Source organism: Streptomyces sp. NBC_01451, from assembly GCF_036227485.1.
In the GTDB taxonomy this organism is placed as follows: Bacteria; Actinomycetota; Actinomycetes; order Streptomycetales; family Streptomycetaceae; genus Streptomyces.
Genome location: NZ_CP109479.1, coordinates 1,356,723 through 1,377,560 on the forward strand (window position 1 = coordinate 1,356,723; position 20,838 = coordinate 1,377,560).

The 20,838-nt window shown below is 70.6% G+C and carries 19 protein-coding genes; 12 read left to right on the forward strand and 7 right to left on the reverse strand.

Features of this window, described 5'->3' with window-relative positions:
- Window positions 1–101 precede the first annotated feature (101 nt).
- From OG595_RS05885 to OG595_RS05905, 5 genes are all read left to right on the forward strand, one after another.
- Window positions 102–1,166: an aromatic ring-hydroxylating dioxygenase subunit alpha gene (locus tag OG595_RS05885; protein ID WP_329268572.1), complete on the forward strand. Its 1,065-nt coding sequence runs from the start codon at window positions 102–104 to the stop codon at window positions 1,164–1,166.
- A complete protein-coding gene (locus tag OG595_RS05890) occupies window positions 1,163–1,363 on the forward strand; it encodes a hypothetical protein (RefSeq protein ID WP_329268574.1) in 201 nt (66 codons plus the stop codon). Before OG595_RS05885 ends, OG595_RS05890 begins: the two co-directional genes overlap by 4 nt.
- The gene (locus tag OG595_RS05895; RefSeq protein WP_329268576.1) at window positions 1,360–2,295 is read left to right on the forward strand and encodes a PDR/VanB family oxidoreductase; all 936 of its coding nucleotides are present in this window, start codon (window positions 1,360–1,362) and stop codon (window positions 2,293–2,295) included. Before OG595_RS05890 ends, OG595_RS05895 begins: the two co-directional genes overlap by 4 nt.
- Window positions 2,296–2,530: 235 nt before the next feature.
- Window positions 2,531–3,502: an ABC transporter substrate-binding protein gene (locus OG595_RS05900; RefSeq protein ID WP_329268579.1), complete on the forward strand. Its 972-nt coding sequence runs from the start codon at window positions 2,531–2,533 to the stop codon at window positions 3,500–3,502.
- 87 nt (window positions 3,503–3,589) lie between these two features.
- Window positions 3,590–4,444 carry an ABC transporter ATP-binding protein gene (locus OG595_RS05905; protein WP_329268581.1) on the forward strand — a complete coding sequence of 285 codons (855 nt, stop codon included), beginning with the start codon at window positions 3,590–3,592 and terminating at the stop codon, window positions 4,442–4,444.
- Between the two features lie 72 nt (window positions 4,445–4,516).
- On the opposite strand, the gene OG595_RS05910 is transcribed toward OG595_RS05905, so the two are convergent.
- On the reverse strand, window positions 4,517–5,188 hold the full coding sequence (locus OG595_RS05910; protein ID WP_329268584.1) for an MmyB family transcriptional regulator: 672 nt from the start codon (window positions 5,186–5,188) through the stop codon (window positions 4,517–4,519).
- A gap of 283 nt (window positions 5,189–5,471) precedes the next feature.
- Between OG595_RS05910 and OG595_RS05915 the strand changes: the two genes are divergently transcribed.
- Genes OG595_RS05915 through OG595_RS05925 form a run of 3 tightly spaced genes read left to right on the forward strand, consistent with a single transcriptional unit; the run spans window position 5,472 to window position 7,880 of the window.
- The gene (locus tag OG595_RS05915; protein WP_329268586.1) at window positions 5,472–6,128 is read left to right on the forward strand and encodes a helix-turn-helix domain-containing protein; all 657 of its coding nucleotides are present in this window, start codon (window positions 5,472–5,474) and stop codon (window positions 6,126–6,128) included.
- A 32-nt stretch (window positions 6,129–6,160) separates the two neighbouring features.
- Window positions 6,161–6,688 (forward strand): toxin-antitoxin system, toxin component, encoded by a 528-nt coding sequence (locus OG595_RS05920; RefSeq protein WP_329282679.1) that lies wholly within the window; start codon window positions 6,161–6,163, stop codon window positions 6,686–6,688.
- A gap of 13 nt (window positions 6,689–6,701) precedes the next feature.
- On the forward strand, window positions 6,702–7,880 hold the full coding sequence (locus OG595_RS05925) for an MAB_1171c family putative transporter (protein ID WP_329268589.1): 1,179 nt from the start codon (window positions 6,702–6,704) through the stop codon (window positions 7,878–7,880).
- A gap of 54 nt (window positions 7,881–7,934) precedes the next feature.
- On the opposite strand, the gene OG595_RS05930 is transcribed toward OG595_RS05925, so the two are convergent.
- Entirely contained in the window at window positions 7,935–8,945 is a 1,011-nt protein-coding gene (locus OG595_RS05930; RefSeq protein WP_329268592.1) for an alpha/beta fold hydrolase, read from the reverse strand.
- Window positions 8,946–9,160: 215 nt separating this feature from the next.
- Between OG595_RS05930 and OG595_RS05935 the strand changes: the two genes are divergently transcribed.
- Entirely contained in the window at window positions 9,161–9,388 is a 228-nt protein-coding gene (locus OG595_RS05935) for a hypothetical protein (protein ID WP_329268594.1), read from the forward strand.
- Here OG595_RS05935 and OG595_RS05940 read toward each other — a convergent pair.
- Together OG595_RS05940 and OG595_RS05945 are read right to left on the reverse strand one after the other, a co-directional pair.
- Window positions 9,363–10,091 carry a 4'-phosphopantetheinyl transferase family protein gene (locus tag OG595_RS05940; protein WP_329268596.1) on the reverse strand — a complete coding sequence of 243 codons (729 nt, stop codon included), beginning with the start codon at window positions 10,089–10,091 and terminating at the stop codon, window positions 9,363–9,365. The genes OG595_RS05935 and OG595_RS05940 overlap by 26 nt on opposite strands.
- Entirely contained in the window at window positions 10,039–10,947 is a 909-nt protein-coding gene (locus tag OG595_RS05945) for a metallophosphoesterase family protein (protein WP_329268597.1), read from the reverse strand. The genes OG595_RS05940 and OG595_RS05945 overlap by 53 nt, the downstream gene beginning before the upstream one ends.
- A 365-nt stretch (window positions 10,948–11,312) precedes the next feature.
- On the opposite strand from OG595_RS05945, the gene OG595_RS05950 reads away from it, so the two are divergent.
- Entirely contained in the window at window positions 11,313–12,470 is a 1,158-nt protein-coding gene (locus OG595_RS05950; protein WP_329268598.1) for an ATP-grasp domain-containing protein, read from the forward strand.
- 168 nt (window positions 12,471–12,638) lie between these two features.
- A complete protein-coding gene (locus tag OG595_RS05955) occupies window positions 12,639–14,312 on the forward strand; it encodes a carbohydrate binding domain-containing protein (RefSeq protein WP_329268600.1) in 1,674 nt (557 codons plus the stop codon).
- A gap of 64 nt (window positions 14,313–14,376) precedes the next feature.
- On the opposite strand, the gene OG595_RS05960 is transcribed toward OG595_RS05955, so the two are convergent.
- From OG595_RS05960 to OG595_RS05970, 3 genes are all read right to left on the reverse strand, one after another.
- Entirely contained in the window at window positions 14,377–17,421 is a 3,045-nt protein-coding gene (locus OG595_RS05960; RefSeq protein ID WP_329268602.1) for an alpha-mannosidase, read from the reverse strand.
- A gap of 97 nt (window positions 17,422–17,518) precedes the next feature.
- On the reverse strand, window positions 17,519–18,856 hold the full coding sequence (locus tag OG595_RS05965) for a 6-phospho-beta-glucosidase (RefSeq protein ID WP_329268604.1): 1,338 nt from the start codon (window positions 18,854–18,856) through the stop codon (window positions 17,519–17,521).
- Window positions 18,853–19,617, reverse strand: coding sequence for a DeoR/GlpR family DNA-binding transcription regulator (locus OG595_RS05970; protein ID WP_329268606.1), 765 nt, complete (start codon window positions 19,615–19,617; stop codon window positions 18,853–18,855). Before OG595_RS05970 ends, OG595_RS05965 begins: the two co-directional genes overlap by 4 nt.
- A gap of 136 nt (window positions 19,618–19,753) precedes the next feature.
- Between OG595_RS05970 and OG595_RS05975 the strand changes: the two genes are divergently transcribed.
- Window positions 19,754–20,758, forward strand: coding sequence for a carbohydrate kinase family protein (locus OG595_RS05975; protein ID WP_329268609.1), 1,005 nt, complete (start codon window positions 19,754–19,756; stop codon window positions 20,756–20,758).
- The last annotated feature ends 80 nt before the right edge of the window (window positions 20,759–20,838 follow it).

Genomic DNA, 20,838 nt, shown 5'->3' on the forward strand with positions numbered 1-20,838 from the left:
CGCCCTTTACATTGATCCTTCCGTGAGGCGGAAGCAGTATTGCGCCCCCGTGACGCCCTTCCGGACGATGTCGCCATCACCCAACGACGGGAGCCGCAGCCATGCCGCACACGACCGCCTTCGCCAGGAACCAGTGGTACGTCGCCGCCTACAGTCACGAGGTGGGGCGGGAGTTGCTCGGCCGCACGATCCTCGGTGAGCCGCTCGTCTTCTACCGCACCGAGGGCGAGGGGACGCCCGTCGCCCTGCACGACCGCTGTGTGCACAGGCGCTACCCGCTCTCCGAGAGCGGACTGGACGGCGACCGGATCGTGTGCGGTTACCATGGCTTCACCTACGACACCACGGGTACGTGCGTGTACGTGCCCGGGCAGAAACGCATCCCGCGCACCGCCCGCGTCGCCTCCTACCCGGTGGTCGAGCAGGACGCCCTGATCTGGGTGTGGATCGGCGACCCGGCCCTCGCCGACGCCGACACCATTCCGCGGGCCCGGCACCTCGACTCCCCCGGCTGGGTCACCGTCAGGGGCATGGAGCCGATAGACGCGGACTACGGACTGCTCGTCGACAACCTCCTCGACCTCTCCCACGAGACCTATCTGCACGGCGGCTACATCGGCACCCCCGAGGTCGCCGAGACGCCGATCACCACGGAGGTCGACGAGGGCGCGGGCATCGTCCGGGTGAGCCGGCACATGGACGACGCCGAGTGCCCGCCGTTCTACGCCAGGTCGACCGGCATCGAGGGGCGGATCACGCGCTGGCAGGACATCGAATACCACGCGCCGTGCCTGTATCTGCTGCACAGCCGGATCGCGCCGGTGGGTGTCCTGCCCGAGGCCGACGGCAGCGACCCGAACGGCTTCCACACCGAGATCACGTACGCGATCACGCCGTCGGCCGACGGGAAGGTGTACGACTTCTGGATGGTCTCGCGCGACTGGGCGACGGACGACGACGAGGTCACCGAGTTCCTGCGGGGCAACAACCACACCGTCGTCATGCAGGACGTCGACGCGCTCAACCTCCTTCAGCGGACGCTGGGCTCGGAACGGTCCGGGTACCAGGAGCTGAGCATCAACATCGACACCGGCGGTCTCGCCGCCCGCCGTATCCTCGCCCGGCTGGTCGAGGAGGGCGACAAGCCCGTGGAGAAGGCCCTGTGAGCGGCCGGCCCCTCTCCGAAACACCCCGCGAGATCTACCGCATCGCCTGGCTGCCGGGCACGGACGTCCTGCACGGCACCTGTCACTGCGGCCGTGAGCACAACTCCCAGGACCCCATCGAGATGTGGGAGTGGATGCTCGCTCATCCGCAGGGACATCAGCCGCAGGCGGACCAGGCGCAAGGAATCAGCTCATGAGCGTGTACGAGGCCGAACTCGTCGTCGAGCGGCGGGAGTCGGCCGCCGACGGCGTGCTGGCGCTCACCCTGCGGCATCCGCTGGGTGAGGAACTGCCGGGCTGGGAGCCGGGCGCGCACATCGATGTCGTGCTCGGGCCGGAGCTGGAGCGGCAGTACTCGCTGTGCGGCGATCCCGCCGACCGGTCGGCGTGGCGGATCGCGGTGCTGCGCGAGCCGGACGGGCGCGGTGGATCGGCGTACGTGCACGAATCGTTGGGGTCCGGCAACAAGGTGCGGGTACGCGGGCCCCGGAACCACTTCGCCCTCAAGCCGGCGCCGCGCTACCGCTTCGTCGCGGGCGGTATCGGCATCACACCGATCCTGCCGATGCTCGCCGCCGCCGAGGCCGCGGGCGCCGAGTGGACACTGCTGTACGGCGGGCGCACCCGTGACTCCATGGCGTTCACCGAGGAGTTGGGACGCTACGGGGACAAGGTCACCTTCGCTCCGCAGGACGAGACCGGGCTCCTGGACCTCGACTCGGAGATCGGGCGGCTGCCGGAAGGCACCCTCGTCTACTGCTGCGGCCCCGGGGCGCTGCTCGACGCGGTGGAGACGGTCTGCCCGGCCGGTGCGCTGCACGTGGAGCGGTTCGCGCCGAAGGCCCGACAGGGCGGCGAGGACAGCGAGTTCGAGGTCGTTCTGCAGCGCAGCGGTCGTACGCTGACCGTGCCCGTCGAGGTGTCCGTACTGGACGCCGTGCGCGGCGCCGGGGTCGAGGTGCTCTTCTCGTGCACCGAGGGCACGTGCGGCACCTGTGAGACGGACGTGCTCGAAGGCACCCCGGACCACCGGGACTCGGTGCTCTCGGACGAGGAGCGGGAGGCGGGCGAGACGATGCTCATCTGTGTGTCCCGGTGCCGTGGTCCGCGGCTCGTCCTCGACCTCTAGCGCCACTCTCCCGCCGTCCCGGTCCCGGCCCCGCACCGGGACGGCGACCTCGCACGGCAAAAGCATTGACCATGCATCCCCGGGGCTTTACGTTCCCGCTGAGAACGACTGAGCATGACTGAGTACTACTGAGTACGACCGCGAACGACTGAGCACGTCCGCGCTGTCCGCGCACAGCTCGCCACCACCTGGCACAACCTGTCGGAGTACCTCGATCGGTCCCACAGGAGGAGTCTTGCGTCGTCTGTTCACCGGTCTCACGGCCGTCACGCTCATCGTCACCGCGACGGCATGCGGGTCGTCGGACGGTTCCGGTTCGCCGGAGGGCACCTCGCCGTCCGGCGGTACCACCACTCTCAAGGTCGGCATCATCCCCATCGTCGATGTCGCACCCCTCTATCTCGGTCAGCGCAAGGGCTTCTTCAGCGAGCGCGGGCTCAAGCTGTCCCTGACCCTCGCGCAGGGCGGCGCGGCAATCGTGCCGGGTGTCGTCAGCGGGCAGTTCCAGTTCGGCTTCAGCAACGTGACCTCACTGATGCTCGCCCAGGCCGGCAACGTGCCCGTCAAGGCTGTCGCCAACGGCATCGCGTCGACCGGCGTGGCGGGCAAGGACTTCAGCGCCCTCACCGTGAAGAAGGACAGCCCGATCAGGTCGGCGAAGGACCTCGAAGGCAAGAAGGTCGCCGTCAACACCCTGAAGAACATCAACGAGACCTCGGTGCGCGAGTCGGTGCGCAAGGCGGGCGGCGACCCGGACAAGGTGACGTTCGTCGAGCTCGCCTTCGACCAGATGCCCGCCGCCCTCGACGCCGGACAGATCGACGCGGCCCAGGTGGTCGAGCCGGCCCTCGCGACGGTCAAGAGCCAGGGCGGCCGTGAGATCGCCTGGCCACTGGTGGACGTCGCACCGGACTGCACCGTCGCGATGTACTTCACCTCGACCCAGTACGCCCGGAAGAACCCGGAGTTGGTGAGGAAGTTCCAGGAGGCCACCGCCGAGTCCCTCGCGTACGCCGACGCCCACCCGGACGAGGCCCGCCAGGCCGTCACGACGTACACCAAGATCCCGGCGGACGTGCTGGCGAAGGTGACCCTGCCGAAGTGGCCGGCCGAGGCGAACCGTGCCTCGATCGAGGCACTGGAGAAGCTGGGCGAGGCGGACGGTCTGTTCAAGCAGTCCCCCGACCTGGACGAGCTGCTGCCGTGAGGCGGGACGAACGCCCTGCCCGTCGGCGCCCTCGGCGACGTGCCGTCGGCGGCCGCGGTGAACCTCGTGCACGCGAAAGGGCGGTTCATGGGCGCGCTTCTCGATGTTTCCGGCCTCAGCAAGCTCTACGAGGGTTCAGGACGCCGGGTCGAGGCGCTGCGGGACCTCACCTTCGGCGTCGAGTCGGGTGAACTCGTCTGTCTGGTCGGGCCTTCGGGGTGCGGCAAGACGACGCTGCTGAAGTGTGTGGGCGGGCTGTTGGCACCGACGGGGGGCCAAGTGACGCTCGCGGGAAGGCCGGTGAACGGGCCGCCGCCCGGGATGGCGTTCGTCTTCCAGGAGTACGGCCGCAGCCTGCTTCCCTGGATGCGCGTCGGCGACAATGTCGAACTCCCGCTCAGGCAGAAGAACCTGACCAGGCAGCGACGCCGCGAACTGGTCGCGGACGCGCTGCACTCGGTCGGCCTGTCGGACGCCGCAGGGGCGTACCCCTGGCAGTTGTCCGGGGGTATGCAGCAGCGGGTCGCGATCGCCCGCGCGCTCGCCTACGAGCCCGACGTGCTGCTGATGGACGAGCCGTTCGCCGCGGTCGACGCCCAGACGCGCGCCGATCTGGAGGATCTCGTACGGGGGCTGTGGCGGGAGCGCGGGATCACGATCCTGTTCGTCACGCACGACATCGACGAGGCCGTGTATCTCGGCGAGCGGGTGATCGTCCTGTCCGCGTCCCCGACCGTCGTCAAGGAGGAGCTGAGGATCGATCTGCCGGACGAGCGCGACCAGTTGCACACCCGCGTCGCCCCGCGCTTCGCCCAGCTCCGTACGCGTGTCTACGAGCAGATCCAGGCGGGCAAACGCGGAACACCGGATCCGGGTCCGGACCCGGATCCGTCGGACGGGATCGAGGACAGGACTCCGGACAAGACGCAGGACAGTGCCTGAGACGGTGAGCGGGCGGTGGCCCCGGTGCCGTCGACGACCTGAACGCCGACGGTTCCGGGGCCAGGTCCCGTCTCACGCCTCCGGGGCCGGCACCACACTCAGGTGGCTCGCCGAGCGCCGCGGGCGGCGTGGTCCACGCGGGGCGTCCGCCGGGCGCCGCGTCTCGCGGAGCACCAGCGTCAGCCTCGTATAGCCCATGTCCTCAAGGGACTTGGGCGTCTCGCCCACGATGCGGCACTCGGTGGCGCCCCAGCGCGGGTCGGGGTGCAGCAGCGGTCGTACGGCCCCGTCGTGCTGGAAGGCCTCCGCGCCGACCGCCCGGATCCAGTGCGGCAGGCCCTGCCGGTAGGCGGCCTCCATGATCGGGTCCTGGGCGATGTCCCGGCGGATGGACTGGAGGCCGCGGTCCTGGGCGTGCAGTTCCACGGCGGCGGCGAAGTACGCGAGCATCGGCAGGCACCAGCTCGCCTCGTGCTCGCCGAGGACCGTGCCCGCATCCGGATGGAAGAGGACGAAACGGAGGAAGTTGTCGCCGGGCATGGCCGTGGGATGTGGACCGACACCGCGGAAAAGTGTCTCGAACGCGGTGTTGGAGAGGACCACGTCCCAGCGGTGGTCGAGGACGACGGACGGAAAGGTCACGGCCTCCAGAAGCGTGGCGTAGTCCCGCAGATACGCCTGGGCCTCGGGCCCCTCGGGGACGGGCCGCGGCGCAGGCCGCTGCCCTCCTGCCTGAAATGCCATCGGGAGGTCACCCCTCTTGCCTATGCGGCCTTCACGCGGCGCCCTGATCCTGCTGCCCTGGGATGAGCCGTGTCAACTATCGTGGCATTTCATGCCTGTTGACGGCTGAATCTGGCCACAGATGTGGCGAGAGCTGGATGTGAGTTCGAACAACCCGCTACTCTCTCCGGGCAGTTCACGGCGAACGGCGAAGCCGTGGACGAAGACGTGGCGGACGTACACGAAGACGCCACGGAAGCACCACGAAGACGCCAGAACACAGAAGACGGTAGGAGACCTGTCGGTGACGGATGGCTACGAGGTTCCGGACGCCACGGCGACGGTTCTGCTGTCCGCCGTCGTGGTCCGGGTCACCGCACTCGCGGACCGGCTCGGCGCGTCGCACGCCGAGGTCTTCCACACCGGGCGGCTCTCCGCCGCGTCCGGGGTTCCGGAGAGCGTCGTCAAGGCTCTGCTGAGCGGACAGAGCGCCGGCGAACCCGATCTCCAGGCCCGGTTCCTTCAGCGGCTGGGTCTGCTGCGCCGCACCCGCCTCAAGCCGAACGGCCGCAGGTACACGCAGCAGGAGATCGCCGACGGCGCCGGCATGTCGCGCCAGCAGGCGGGCGCCCTCATCAACGGAGACCGGCGCCCCACCATGGAGCACTGCGACGCCATCCAGCGCTTCTTCAGGGTGCACGCCGGTTTCCTCACCGCGGAGGATCCCGAGGCGCTCGCCGGCGCTCTCCAGCGCTCCGAACAGGAGCTCCTCCAGCGACTCGCGGACCGTGAGCGCGAGGCGGCGAAGGCCACCAGCGACCCGCTGGAGCGGCTGCTGCAGGACCACGGCGTCCGCGGAATCGCCTGGCGGGCCGCGCAGTTGCCCTCCGACCAGCACCGCGACAAGGTCGCCGAGTGGCTGGACATGCTTCTGGAGAGCGTCAAGCGGCCGGAGTCGTGATCCGAGGGATGACTGTGAACATCGGCAAGGAAATGCGCCGCCTGTGCGGCGAGCTGGTGACCGAGCTGAGGCTTCCGGCACCGGCCGAACCCGCCGACCTCTACGCCGCGCTGTGCGACGCCATGAGCAGACGCCGCGGTCGTCCCGTCGTGTTCCGCGCGGCCCCCTTCCCGCCCGGTACGGCCAGCGGGCTGTGGCTCGACATGGCCGACCAGGACCTCATCGTGGTCGAGGAACGCACCGCGCCCGACCACCAGTTGGTGATCCTGGGGCACGAGCTGTGGCACATGCAGGCCGGGCACTGCGGCCATCACGTCGAGGGCGCGGCGGTCGCCGCCCGGCTGCTCAGCGACACCGCGGACCTCCAGGCCACGGTCCGCAAGGTGGCCGCCCGTACCCGCTCCGACCTCGCCGACGAGCAGGACGCCGAGAGCTTCGGCCTGCTGCTGGCCAGCAAGTGCCGTACGTGGCTGGCCGGTTCGGCGCGCCAGCCGGTCCGGCGCGACCAGCTCGCGGGCCGGATCGAGGCCTCCCTGGGCTATCGCGGGCCGCAGAGCTGAGGCGGCGCCCGCCGTGAACGACTCCAGCTACTACGTGCCGTCCGCCGCGATGGTGATCGTCCTCCTCCTCAAGGGCCGGGCGGTGCTGCGCGCCTGGCGCGACCCGCTCCTGCGGTCGGTGTACGCGCTGCTCCTGCTGTCCGTGCTGGTGTTCCTCTTCGCGGCACCGCCGACCATCGGGTGGGTCAACCGCGTCACCGGCGTCCCGAACTTCTCGGCGCCGCTCGTGTACTGCCTGCTGAGCGCCTTCAGCGCCTCCTGCCTGGTGCTGATCATCAACTGGCGGGGCGGCCCGCCCGAGGCCACCCGGCGCGCCTCGCGCCGCTGGATCGCCGGGTACGCGGTGGTGATCGTGGCGACGGCCGCCCTGTTCGTCCTCGGGGACGCGCCCGAGCAGCGCCTGCGCGACTTCGACACGCACTACGCGAACACGCCGTTCATCCGCGAGATGATCGTGCTGTACCTCGTCGCGCTCACGGTCTCGAACATCGCGATGAACATGGTGTGCTGGCCGTGGGCGCTGCAGGTGCACGGCTGGCTGCGGGTCGGTCTGCTCGTCATCGTGGCCGGCTTCTTCTGCAACATCGCCTTCGCGGCCACCAAGCTGACGGCCGTCGTCGCCCGCTGGAACGGTGAGAACCTCGACTATCTGAGCACGTACGTCGCCCCCGCGATGGCCGCCGCCGCGGAGGTCGTCACCGCGGCCGGCTTCTGCATCCCGCTGGCCTTCCAGCGCGTCGGGGACGTGTGGAGCACCTGGTCGACGTACCGCCGCCTCAGTCCGCTGTGGCGGGCGCTCGCCCCCCTGTCGGACCAGGGCGGGCGCGCGGTCCGGATCGCCTGGTGGTCACCGGCAGAACTCCAGGTCACCCGACGGGAGTCCGACATCCACGACGGCATGCTCAGCCTGTACCCGTACTTCGACCCGACCGTCCGGGCAAGGGCCTACGACGCGGCCCGCACCGCGGGCTCCTCCCCCGAGGGAGCCCGGGCCGAGGCGGACGCGGCCATGGTGACGGCGGCCTTACGGGCCCGGGCGGCGGACCCGGAGGGCAGCGTGATCAGCGCGGCGGCGGCAGGGGAGGACGGCCCTCCGTCGTCGACCGAGGGCCCCCGTGACCTGGTGGGCATGTCCCAGGCGCTGCAACGGTCCCCGGTGGTGGCGGAAGTGCGGGAGGGAAGGAGCCTCTAGGGGTGGCAGCAACCGCGCGACAGCCCACGACGGCACGCCGCCCGCAGCCGGAAACTACGTCGCACTGCGCTCGCTGACCTCCCGCAGCCCCTGTTCCATCACCTGCGCGGGCCGCCCGTCGATCAACAGCTCCCGCCAGTGCTCCCGGCTCCAGTCGGCCGGGGCGCTCTCCCCGGTGAACTCCTCCACCAGCGCGACGAACCGCGCCGGATCGCTGTGGAACGGGAAATGCCCCGCCCCCTCGAAAATCTCCAGGCGGCTCCCCGGCATCGCCTCGTGCGCCCCGTACGCGTGCCGCACCGGCACCACGCTGTCCCGGTCCCCCCACAGCAGCATCGTCGGCATGCCCTCGGTGAGATAGCACCGGTCGAGCATGGTCACCACCTGCCCCCGCCAGTCGACCACCGCGCGCAACGTACGGATGAAGGCGTTGCGCGAGGTCTCGTCGGGCAGCGCGTCCACGAGAGTCAGCAACTCGGGCGCGTCCTGCCCCAGATCGGTGTCCAGAAGCTTCATCAGCCGCACGACGAGGCCCACTTGCATCCGCATCCCGGGCAACCGCAGCGCGGAGAGCGCGAGATGGGCGCCGGGCAGTGAGGCCGCCCGCAGGACCGGGTTGACCTCGCGGCCCACGCCGCCCGCGCTGACCAGGATGAGCCGCTCGGTGCGCTCGGGGAACTGGTAGGCGAACTGCATGGCCACCCCGCCACCGAGGGAGTGTCCGACGAGCGTCGCGGACTCGATGCCGAGGGTGGTGAGCAGATCGCGCACGCCGTTGGCGTAGGCGGCCACGGAGTAGTCGGCGCGCGGTTTGTCGGAGGCGCCGTGGCCGAGCAGGTCGGGGGCGATCACGGTGTGGCTGCGGGCCAGGTCGGGGATCAGCTCGGCCCAGGTCGCCGAGGAGTCCCCGATGCCGTGGATGAGCACCAGCGCGGGGCCCTCGCCCGCCATGCGGAAGGCCCGCCGGTACCCGTGCACGACGCGGTACCGCAGTTCCAGTTCGCCGTCGGCGACCGGTCGCAGCCGTACGGCGCGTGCCGGTCCGTGACGCGGGATGTCCGTCACACCCTTCACCTCCCCGCTTCCTGTCCCCCGGGCCCCTGGCCGAAAACCCCTTCCTCCCAGTGTAGAACCCCATTCTCACAGGGCGTTTCGAGGAAGTTGCGTATCTGCTAACCGAGCGAACCGACGTGCGCGGCAGCGGGATTGTCAGTGGCGGGCGGCAAGCTGGGAGGTGCAGGCATGAGCAGAGATGACGCCGACATGGGGAGAGCCGTCCGATGCCGACCGCCGTACTGACCGACCGTGAGCGCACCGCCGTACAGGCCTACTTGCGGCTGCTGCACACGGTCCGCGCAGCCTTCGACGTACCGCCGGGGAGCCACCGCCCGCCCGTCGTGCCGCCCGCCGTCCTCGCGGAGGCGGAGGCCGCCCTGGCGGGGGCGGGTCTGACGGGCAATGAGGAGAGGTTCTTCCGGTTGCTCAGACAGGCTGGTGCGGCACACTGACCGCCGTCGCCAACAGCCCGTGCCGCACCGTCCAGCGCCCGTCGAAGCAGCCGAGCTCCCGGCCGTCGACGACCGGTCCGGGCACCAGCAGCCGGGCCCGGAAGGTGCCGTACGGGTTCGGGCCCGGGCCGGTCGTGAACTCGATGTCGGCCTCGCTGAAGTCCAGCCACTTGCCGGTGAGCGGGAACCACGCCTTGTAGACCGCTTCCTTGGCGCTGAACAGCAGCCGGTCCCAGTGCACGCGGTTTCCGTGCGCGCCGGGGCCGTCCGCCGTCAGTGCGCGCAGGTGCGCCTGCTCCGTGGGCAGGGCCACGGAGTCGAGGACGCCTTCGGGCAGCGGCTGGTGGGGTTCGGCGTCGATGCCGACGGAGGCCAGGTCGGTGGCGCGGACCAGTGCGGCGGCGCAGTAGCCCTCGCAGTGGGTCATGCTGCCGACCAGGCCGTCCGGCCACTGCGGGGCGCCGCGCCCACCGGGCAGCACGGGCTGCGGCGGCACACCGAGCTTCTCCATGGCCCGGCGGGCACACGCGCGGACGAGGGTGAACTCGCGGACGCGTTTGGGCACCGCCCGGGCCACGAGCGCCCGCTCCTCGGGGAACAGCGTCGCGTCCCCGGGCCCGCCGGCCCCGTACGCTCCGTCGGCCGCCTCGTCACCGTACGTTTCCACGGCCACCACCGTGGCCGGAAGAAGCTCCTCGATCACCGGATCCGACCTCCATCGGCAGTATGCGGCGCAGCCTTCCCGGGTCTCCCGGTCGCTTCTGCCATTCGCGGGGGTAGCCCACCGACACTTCTTCGAAGCGGACGCCCTCGTGCCAGGTGGTCCGAGGGATGTGCAGATGGCCGTAGACCATGGCCGCGACGCGGAACCGGCGGTGCCAGTCGGCGGTCAGCGTGGTGCCGCACCACATGGCGAACTCGGGGTGCCACAGCACGTCCGTCGGATGCCGGTCCAGCGGATAGTGGTTGACGAGCACCGTCGGCAGGTTCTCGGGCAGTTCGGCGAGCCGCCGTTCCGTCCGGGCCACCCGGGCCCGGCACCAGGCCTCACGGGTCGGGTAGGGGTCGGGGTGCAGGAGGTACTCGTCGGTGCAGACGATGCCCGTGCCCTCCGCGTACGCGAGCCCTTCCTCCTTGGTCGCGCAGCCCTGCGGCAGGAAGGAGTAGTCGTAGAGGAGGAAGAGCGGCGCGACGGCGACGGGGCCGCCGGGGCCTTCCCACACGGGGTAGGGGTCCTCGGGGGACGTCACACCCAGCTCACGGCACAGGTCGACAAGGTGTTCGTAGCGGGCGACCCCGCGCAGGGTGACCGGGTCCTTGGGGTGGGTCCACAGCTCGTGGTTGCCGGGTGCCCAGATCACCTTGCGGAACCGGCCGGCGAGGGTCTCCAGGACCCAGCGGATGTCGGCCACCGACTCCGACACGTCGCCGGCGACCAGCAGCCAGTCGTCGTCCGTCTCCGGGCGCATCTGTTCGACCAGGGCGCGGTTCTCCGGGTAGCCGATGTGGAGATCACTGATCGCCAGCAGCTGTCCGGCACCGCCGGCCGTCGTCTCCACCCCAGCCCCTTCCGCGTCCGAACTCCGCCCCCGCGGGCGCACGTTCGGATCAACAAGAACACATCCCCGAGAGCCGGACAAGTACGGCTTCCCGTCCCCCGGAAACCCTCCCGGCGCAGCTCACCGGGCGGGCCGAAGATCATTACAGGTGGCCACTGGCGGTGCACGGGGCGACACACGGGGTACTGCTGTCAATTCCGTAACACGCGCGTAGCAGGAACAGGGTCCGCGGAGCCTTATGATCGCCTCAACACTTCCGCCAAAAACCCGGTTCGCACCCGGGTGGCTTGCCGTGTTCCCAATTCCCCCCTGGCCGGGCTCGGCCCTGCTCCGCCGTGCCCGTGAACCTTGAAAGGTGGCCCTGCATGGTCTCTCGCGTACGCGTCTGGCTCAACCGCACGTACGCGGAGAACGTGTTCTTCATGGAACAGCTGCGGAGAAATCCCAGCGACCGCGCGGTCGAGATCCACGCCACCCACGGAGACGCCGACTCTCCCGTCCTCGCCGCCGCCGACACCGCCGCCATGGAGCCCGAGGGCCTGTCCCCCGCCGCGTACGTGGAGTACGCGCTCGACCAGTGCGACCGCCGTGAGATCGACGTGTTCGTGCCGCGTCTGCACCAGGACGCGATCGTCGAGCACCGCGCGGACTTCGAGGCCGTGGGCACCAAGCTGCTCGCGCCGACGCCCGAAGCGGTGGCCGTCTTCCAGGACAAGGCGACCGCGTACCAGGCCGTCGAGGCGGTCGGTGTTCCGGTGCCGCCGTGGTGGCGGGTGCGCAGCGCCGACGAACTCCTCGTCGCCGTCGAGCAGTTGGAGGCCGACGGTCACAAGGCGTGCTTCAAGCCGGCGGCGGGCGCGGGCGGGGTGGGCTTCCGCGTGATCACGCGCGCTCCCTTCTCCATGTCGCACCTCAACGGTTTCCCCACCCCCTACGTCCAGTTGGACATGGTTCTCGACGTACTGCGGAACACCGAAGAGGACGTCGACTGGCTGGTGATGCCCCGTCTGGAGCAGCCGGAGGTGTCGGTGGACTGCCTCACCGGACCCGACTCGCGCATCCGGATGGCGATCGGCCGCACCAAGAACGGCCGGCGGCGCGGCTTCACCCTCGACGAGGCCTGGCTGCGGCCCGCGCGGCTCATCGCCGAGGGCTTCGGCCTGCACCACCTGAGCAACATCCAGTTCCGGATGTACGAGGACCGGCCGGTGCTGATGGACGTCAACACACGTCCGGCCGGCGGCCTGCACCAGCTCTCCCTGTGCGGCATCAACGCCCCTTGGGCGGCAGTGCAGTTGGCGCTCGGCGAGGACCCGGGCGACCTGGTGCCGCCGTTCCTCGGCCAGGACTACGCGGTGATCTCCGCGCCGCGCCCGGTGCGCACGGTGTCGGCACCCGCGGACGAGGTCCCGGCGCACACGTCCACGCTGCCCGCCGTACCGGCGCCGGCAGCCGTCGAGGAGCCGGTCGCGGAAGCGGCGGCGGAGGCGTCCGCGGGAGCCCCGGCGACGGCCACCGCGTAAAGGACCTCCCTCCCACTCCTCCTGCCGGACTCGTTCACATCGGTCTGGACCAATCGGCGCTGAGCATCTTGACAGCCCGACTGGTCCAGACCAACTTTGTTGCGCACCCCTTTGCACCTCCGTGCATCCCTGCACTCCCGGGTACCCCCATCGCTTCAGGGAGATCGCGTGCGCTTCACAACCACCAGACACCGGCTGCTCGCCCTGCTCGGCTCCGCCACCCTGGCCCTGGCCGGGGCGGTCGCCCTCCCCGGCACGGCCCAGGCGGCCAACATCCTGTCCAACCCCGGCTTCGAATCGGGCTCCCTCTCCCCCTGGTCCTGCACCGGCAACCTCGGCCAGGTCGTCTCCTCCCCCGTCCACGGCGGCTCCAAGTCCCTTGCGGGGGCTGCCAGTTCGAGCGACAACGCCAAGTGCTCCCAGACCGTCACCGTCCGCCCGAACACCGCCTACACGCTCAGCGGCTGGGTGCGCGGCTCGTACGTCTACCTGGGCGTCGACGGCGGCCCCTCGACCTGGACGACGTCCCCCTCGGCGTACGCCCAGCTTTCCGTCCCCTTCACCACGGGCGCCGCACAGACCACCATCACGGTCTACACCCACGGCTGGTACGGGCAGGGCGCCTACCAGGCCGACGACATCAGCCTGGACGGCCCGGGCGGCGGCGGCTCGGACACCCAGGCGCCGACCGCGCCCGGCACCCTCCGCTCCACCGCCAAGACCTCCTCGACGGTCTCCCTGGCCTGGAACGCCGCGTCGGACAACGTCGGCGTCACGGCGTACGACGTCTACCGGGGCGCGAGCCAGGTGCTGAGCGTCTCCGGCACGTCGGCCACGGTGAGCGGGCTCGCGCCGAGCACCGCGTACTCCTTCTCCGTGAAGGCCCGGGACGCGGCGGGCAACGTCTCGGCTGCCTCCAACTCCGTGAGCGTCACGACGGACGCGGGCAGTGGCACCACCGGCTTCAAGCAGGCGGCGCCCTACCTCTACCTCGGCTGGGGCGACCCGCCGAGCGCGACCTCGGTGATGAGCGCGACGGGCGTGAAGTGGTTCACGATGGCGTTCATCCTGTCCTCCGGCGGCTGCAACCCGGCCTGGGACGGCACCCGCGCGCTGACCGGCGGCGGCGACCAGAGCGTCATCGACTCCATCCGTGCGGCGGGCGGTGACATCGTCCCGTCGATCGGCGGCTGGAGCGGCAACAAACTGGGCCCGAACTGCTCGACGCCCGAGGCGCTCGCGGGCGCCTACCAGAAGGTGATCGACGCGTACGGGCTCAAGGCGATCGACGTCGACATCGAGAACTCGGACGAGTTCGAGAACGAGGTGGTGCAGGACCGCGTCCTGGGCGCCCTGAAGATCGTCAAGGCGAACAATCCCGGTCTGCGCACGATCCTGACCTTCGGTACGTCGACCACCGGCCCGACCTACTGGGGCAGCCGCCTCATCGAGCGCGCGTCGGCCCTGGGCGCCAACATCGACGTGTTCACGATCATGCCGTTCGACTTCGGCGGCGGCGCCGACATGTACACCAGCACGGTGAACGCGACGGAGGGGCTGAAGACGAAACTGCGGTCCACGTTCGGCTGGGACGACGCCACGGCGTACGCCCACATCGGCATCTCCGGCATGAACGGCCTGTCCGACCAGCAGGAACTGACCAGCCCCACGACCTGGACGCAGATCCGCGACTGGTCCAACTCCCACCACATCGCCCGCCTCGCCTACTGGGCGGTCAACCGTGACCGGCCGTGCCCCGGCGGCGGAGTGGTCAGCAACTGCTCGGGCATCAGCCAGAGCACCTGGCAGTTCACCTCGATCACGGCCGGCTTCACCGGCTGAGCCGAGGAACGGAAACGGGGCCCGGCCTACCGGCCGGGCCCCGTTTCCCTGCGTGAGCCGTACGTCAGCCGCGCGTCAACCGCAGCGTCTGCACCTCGAACGGCCGCAGCGTCACCGGCACCGAGTCACCGTCCGTCTGCGCCTCGGACAGCGGACGCTCCAGCAGGTCGGTGATCCTGGCGCCCGCCAGCGGGAACCCGGTGCACAGCGCGCCCTCCGCCCGGCCACCGCGCGACTCGTAGAGGCGGACGACGACATCGCCGGACGCGTCGTCGGCGAGCTTCACCGCCTCGATCGTCACACCGTCGCCGTCCGCCCACACCACCGGCTCCGGGGCGCCCGCGGCGTCCGCGACACGCAGCGGCAGGTTGAGGGAGTAGCCCTCGGCGACCGCGTCCTCGATGCTCGCGCCGGGCAGCAGCGAGTACGTGAAGCGGTGCTTGCCCTGGTCCGCGCCGGGGTCGGGGATGCGCGGGGCGCGCACCAGCGACAGCCGGACCGTGGTCGTCGTACCGCCGTCCTCGCGGACCGTGCGGGAGACGTCGTGGCCGTACGTCGAGTCGTTGAGGACGGCGACGCCGTAGCCGGGCTCGGCGATGTGCACCCAGCGGTGGCCGGAGACCTCGAAGCGGGCCGACTCCCAGGTGGTGTTGGTGTGCGTGGGCCGCTGGACGTGGCCGAACTGGATCTCCGCGCTGGAGTGCGCCGCGCGGACGTCCACCGGGAAGGCCGCCTTGAGGATCTTCTCGGCCTCGTGCCAGTCGATCTCCGTCTCGAAGTCGATCCGGGGGCTGCCGGCCCGGACGGTGATCGTCTGGACGATCTTCGAGCCCTTGCCGAAGTCGCGCTCCACCCGGATGGCGCCGAGGAGCGGGTCCTCGTCGGCCACCGTCACGGAGGACGTCTCCAGCAGGTCCGTGTAGCGGTTCTGGTAGTGCTTGTCGATGTCCCAGGCGTCCCAGTAGTTCGGGAGGTCGGTGTGCAGGCGCAGCAAGTTGCCCTTGTCCGCCAGGACTTCGCGGTTCGCCTTCAGGTCGCGGACCGAGGCCAGCGTGCCGTCCGCCGCCAACTCGACGCGTACGAGGCCGTTGTCGAGGATCCGGCCCTCCGTCACCGTCACCGGCCGCGGGGGTTCCGCGACGGCCAGCGGGGCGCTGCCGCTCGCCGGGACCTCCACGTACATGGGGACGCCCGTCGAGGTGCGGACGACCTCGGCGCGGTCGTACGGGCTGGTGTTGAAGGCGCGGGACTCGCCGCCGCCGAGCGCGGCCACCGCCTCGGCGGTGATCGTCTCCAACTCCTCGGCCACGCGGGCGTATTCGGCCTCCGCCTCGCGGTGCACCCAGGCGATGGACGAGCCCGGCAGGATGTCGTGGAACTGGTGGAGCAGGACCGTCTTCCAGAGGCGGTCGAGGTGGTCGTACGGGTACGCGTAGCCCGGCGCGTGCAGTGCGGCCGTGGTCGCCCACAACTCGGCCTCGCGCAGCCGGTGTTCGCTGCGCCGGTTGCCCTGCTTGGTGCGGGCCTGGGAGGTGTAGGTGGCGCGGTGCAGCTCCAGGTACAGCTCGCCGACCCACACCGGTGCGTCGGGGTACTCCTCGCGGGCCTTGGCGAAGAACTCGTCGGGGTGCTCGATCTCGACGGTGGCCGAGCCCTCCAGGTCGGCGAGCCTGCGCGCGCGTTCCATGATCTCGCGGGTGGGGCCGCCGCCGCCGTCACCCCAGCCGAAGGGGGCCAGCGAGCGGTTCGCGACGCCCTTCTCCTGGTAGTTGCGCGTCGCGCGGGACATCTCCTCGCCGCTGAAGCGGGCGTTGTAGGTGTCGACCGGCGGGAAGTGCGTGAAGATGCGGGTGCCGTCGATGCCCTCCCACCAGAAGGTGTGGTGGGGGAACTTGTTGGTCTGGTTCCAGGAGATCTTCTGGGTGAGGAACCAGTCGTTGCCGGCGAGCTTGGCGAGCTGCGGGTAGGCCGCGGTGTAGCCGAAGGAGTCCGGCAGCCACACGCCCTTGGTCTCGACGCCGAAGTGCTCGATGAAGAACCGCTTGCCGTGGATGAGCTGGCGGGCCATCGCCTCGCCGCCGGGCAGGTTGCCGTCGGCCTCGACCCACATGCCGCCGACCGGCGCCCACTGGCCCTTCTTCACCGACTCCTGGATGCGGGCCCACACCTTGGGGTAGTTGTCGCGCACCCACTCGTACTGCTGGGCCTGCGAGCAGGCGAAGACGAAGTCCTCGTACTCGTCGGCCAGCGAGGTCACGTTGGAGAAGGTGCGGGAGGTCTTGCGCTTGGTCTCGCGGATCGGCCACAGCCACGCCGAGTCGATGTGCGCGTGGCCGACGCCCGAGATCTTGTGGGCGCTGGCGTTGGCCGGCTTGGCCAGCGTGGGCGCCAGGGCCGCCCGTACGGCCGCCGCCGAACCGGCCACGTCGTCCAGGTCGAGCAGGTCGAGGGCGCGGTCCAGGGCGTGGGTGATCTCGTGGCGGCGCGGGTCGTGCTCGCCCAGCTCCAGCATCAGCTCGCGCAGTACCTGGACGTCGAGGTCGAGGTGGAAGACCTCCTCGTCGAGGATGGCGAGGTCGGCGCGCTGGAAGGTGTAGAGCGGCTTGTCGCCGGCGGTGAGGATGTCACCCATGGGGGTGATCCTGGAGAAGTTCGCGGCGAGGATGTCCGGGTTGGAGGCCGCCTCGACGAGGTAGTCGATCTCCTCGCCGCCCGCGGCCGGGTTGGCGACCGGCACGTACTGGTTGAGCGGGTTGACCGCCTTCAGCGGGGTGCCGTCGGTGAGGTGGACCAGGGCTTCGGCCTGGTTGCCGGGCCAGTCGCCGACGAAGCCGAGGTCGATGACCGCCTCGACGCGCCGGCCGGCCCACTCGGCGGGCACCCGGCCGCGCATCCGGAACCAGGTGGTGCCCCAGGGCGGGCCCCAGAGGGTGTCCATGGCGAAGGGCGTGTAGGACGCCGCCGCCGCCTCCTCGAAGGAGACCGGCTCGCCCGGCGCCTGCCAGGCCTCGACCTCGAAGGGAACCGTGGCGGCGTAGATCGCCGCCTTGATCCGCTGGTCGTGGAGGCGCTGGACGCGCTCCTCGATCCGCCGGCGTTCGTCGTGCATGAGAAGTCTCCAGACCAGATTCGAGCAGACCAGATATGAAGCAGACCGGACCTGAGCAGACCGGACCTGACCAGACCTGAAACAAGAGGGAAAGCGCTTACTTAAGGTACGCCAGACCGGGGTGGACCGCGGTGTACCCGTCGACCAGTCTGCGGGCCACGTTCACGGAGTCGACGAGCGGGTGCAGCGCGAACGCCTTGACCGCCGTCGTACGGGAGCCGGACTCGGCGGCGGCGAGCACCTCGCGTTCGACGGCCTTGACCGAGCAGACCAGGCCGGAGGCGTGGTCGGGCAGCGGGTCGACGGTGACGGGGTGGGCGCCGTTGGCGTCGACCAGGCAGGGCACCTCGATGACGGCCTCGGCGTCGAGCACCGAGAGCGTCCCGCGGTTCCGGACATTGAGGATCAGGGTGGTGCGCTCGTCGCGGGCGATGGCCCGCATCAGGGCGAGGGCGACCTTCTCGTAGCCCCCGGACAGGTCGTCGGCGTCGCGTTCGCCCGCGCCCGCCGTCTCGCGGGCCTCGGCCATGTAGGTCGCCTCGCGCTCGGCGCGGGTGCGGTCCCAGGCGGTGAGGGCGGCGGCGTCCGGCCGCTTCATCTCGTCGTAGAAGCCGGCCTGCTGGTCGCGCAGGAAGGCGCCGCGGGTCTTCTCGGCCTCGCTGTAGGCGCGTACGGCCTCGCGGTTGAAGTAGTAGTAGTGCAGGTACTCGTTCGGGATGGCGCCCAGGGACTGGAGCCAGTCGGTGCCGAAGAGCTTGCCCTCCTCGAAGGAGCCGAGGAGGTCGGGGTCGGCGAGCAGCCGCGGGAGTTCGTCGCGGCCGTTGACGCGCAGCCCGCGCACCCAGCCCAGGTGGTTGAGGCCGACGTAGTCGATCCACGCCTCACCGGGGTCGGCGCCGAGCACCCGGGCGATCCGGCGGCCGAGGCCCACCGGGGAGTCGCAGATGCCGATGACGCGGTCGCCGAGGTGGCGGGACATGGCCTCGGTGACCAGACCGGCCGGGTTGGTGAAGTTGATGACCCAGGCGTCGGGGGCGACCCGCGCGACGCGCCGTGCGATGTCCTCGGCCACCGGGACCGTGCGCAGGCCGTAGGCGATGCCGCCCGCGCCGACCGTCTCCTGGCCGAGTACGCCCTCGTCCAGCGCCACCTTCTCGTCGTTCGCCCTGCCCTCCAGGCCGCCGACGCGGATCGCGGAGAAGACGAAGTCGGCGCCGGTGAGTGCCTCGTCGAGGTCGGTCGTGGCGCTCACCGCGGGGGCGTCGGGCACCCCCGCCGCCTGCTCGGCCAGGACCCGGGTGACCGCCGAGAGGCGGCCCGCGTCGAGGTCGTGCAGGACGACGCGGGTCACCCGGCCCTCGGCGTGGTCGCCCAGAAGGGCCCCGTACACGAGCGGGACGCGGAATCCGCCGCCGCCCAGAATCGTCAGCTTCAAGGTTGCACCTTTCCTGCCGTGATGACCTGCACCCCGGCCTCCTGCAGAGAGGACTGCGTCGCCGGGTCCACCGGCGCGTTCGTCACCACCATGTCCAGGTCCTCGGGACCGCAGACCTTCGCCATGCCCGTACCGGGGAACTTGGCCCGGTCGGCGAGCAGCACGACCCGGTCGGCGGCCTTGATCATGGCGCGCTTGACCGGCACCTCGACCACCGTGGTGTCCATCACCTGACCGCCGGGCCGGATGCCGCTGGTGCCCAGGAAGAGCCAGTCGGCGTGCAGCTGGCGCAGGTTGTCCTCGGTGAGGAAACCGACCAGGGAGCGGTACTCGCGCCGGACCATGCCGCCCAGGAGCACCAGTTCGATGCCCTCGTCGTCCACCAGCTCCTCGAAGACCACCAGGTTGCTGGTGATCACGGTGAGGCGGCGGCCGTGCAGCTGCCGGGCCAGCCGGTAGGCGGTGGTGCCGATGTCGAGCAGCACGGAGGAGCCGTCCTCGACGAGTGAGGCGGCCTTGGCGGCTATCGCGTCCTTCTCGGCGACGCGCACCTCGGCGACCTCGGCGAAGGGCTGGTCGCCCTCCTCCACCACGGCGCCGCCGTGTACACGTGTGAGCAGGCCCTCCTCCTCCAGTCTGACCAGGTCGCGCCGGACGGTGGCGGGGCTCACGCCCAACTGCTCGGAGAGATCGGTCACGGCCGCGGGGCCCCCTGAACGCAGGGCCCGCAGGATGAGTTGATGTCGTCGTTCTGCCAGCACGCGGTGAACAGTACTCGTCATCTTCAATCATTTCTATGCTTGGTTCTGCTCGACTCTTGCCAAATCTTCCGAAGACGCGCACGATTCCGGTCATCAAACTCATCAAACTGACGAGTTTTGACGAGAGGATGCGCGCGTGGACGACGAACGGCCCGATGTCCTGCTGACCGGGCTGCTCTTCTTCGACCTCGTCCTCACCGGCCTGGGCAAGCCCCCGACGCCCGGCGAGGAGATCTGGACGTCGGGGATGGGCACCAGCCCCGGCGGGATCGCGAACCTCGCCGTGGCCGCCGCCCGGTACGGTCTGAGGACCTCCCTGGCCACGGTCTTCGGGGACGACGCGTACGGCACCCACTGCCGCGACGTCCTCGCCGGACAGGAGGGCGTCGACCTCTCGCTCTCGCGCACCGCGGACGACTGGCACACCCCCGTCACCGTCTCGCTCGCCTACGACGGCGACCGCGCCCTGATCACCCACGGGCAGCCGCCCCCGTACTCCCAGGACACCCTGCTGGGGGACCCGCCCGAGGCGCGCACCGCCCTCGTGCACCTGGAGGCCGAGCCCCACCGGTGGCTGGCCAAGGCGGCGGCCAACGGCACGCACATCTACGCGGACGTCGGCTGGGACCCCACCCAGGTGTGGTCCGCCGACCTGCTCGACCAGCTCGCCCTGTGCCACGCCTTCCTGCCCAACGAGACCGAGGCGATGGCGTACACCCGCACGGACACCGCGATCGCGGCGCTGGGCACGCTCAGCGAGCTCGTGCCGGTGGCCGTCGTCACCCGGGGCGGCGACGGCGCGGTCGCCGTGGACCAGACGACCGGCGAGTACGCGGACGTCCCGGCCCTCCCCGTGGACGTCGTCGACTCGACGGGCGCCGGTGACGTGTTCGGCGCCAGCTTCGTCGCCGCCTCGCTCGGCGGCTGGCCGCTGGAGGAACGGCTGCGGTTCGCCGTACTGGCCGCCTCCCTGTCCGTGCGGGAGCGCGGCGGGGCGCTGGCCGCGCCCGGCTGGTACCACATACACCGCTGGTGGCACACGCTCGACGACCCCGCACTGCGGCGCGCCTACGGCTTCCTGGCCGACCGGCTGCCGGCCGATCCCGGCCCGCCGGTGCGCTTCGCGCCTGTCACACCCTGACTTCACCCCCCCTTCCCCCCTTACTCACTCACGCCCTTACGCACTTTTACGCACCGAACAGATCCGAAAGGCGGTGGGAG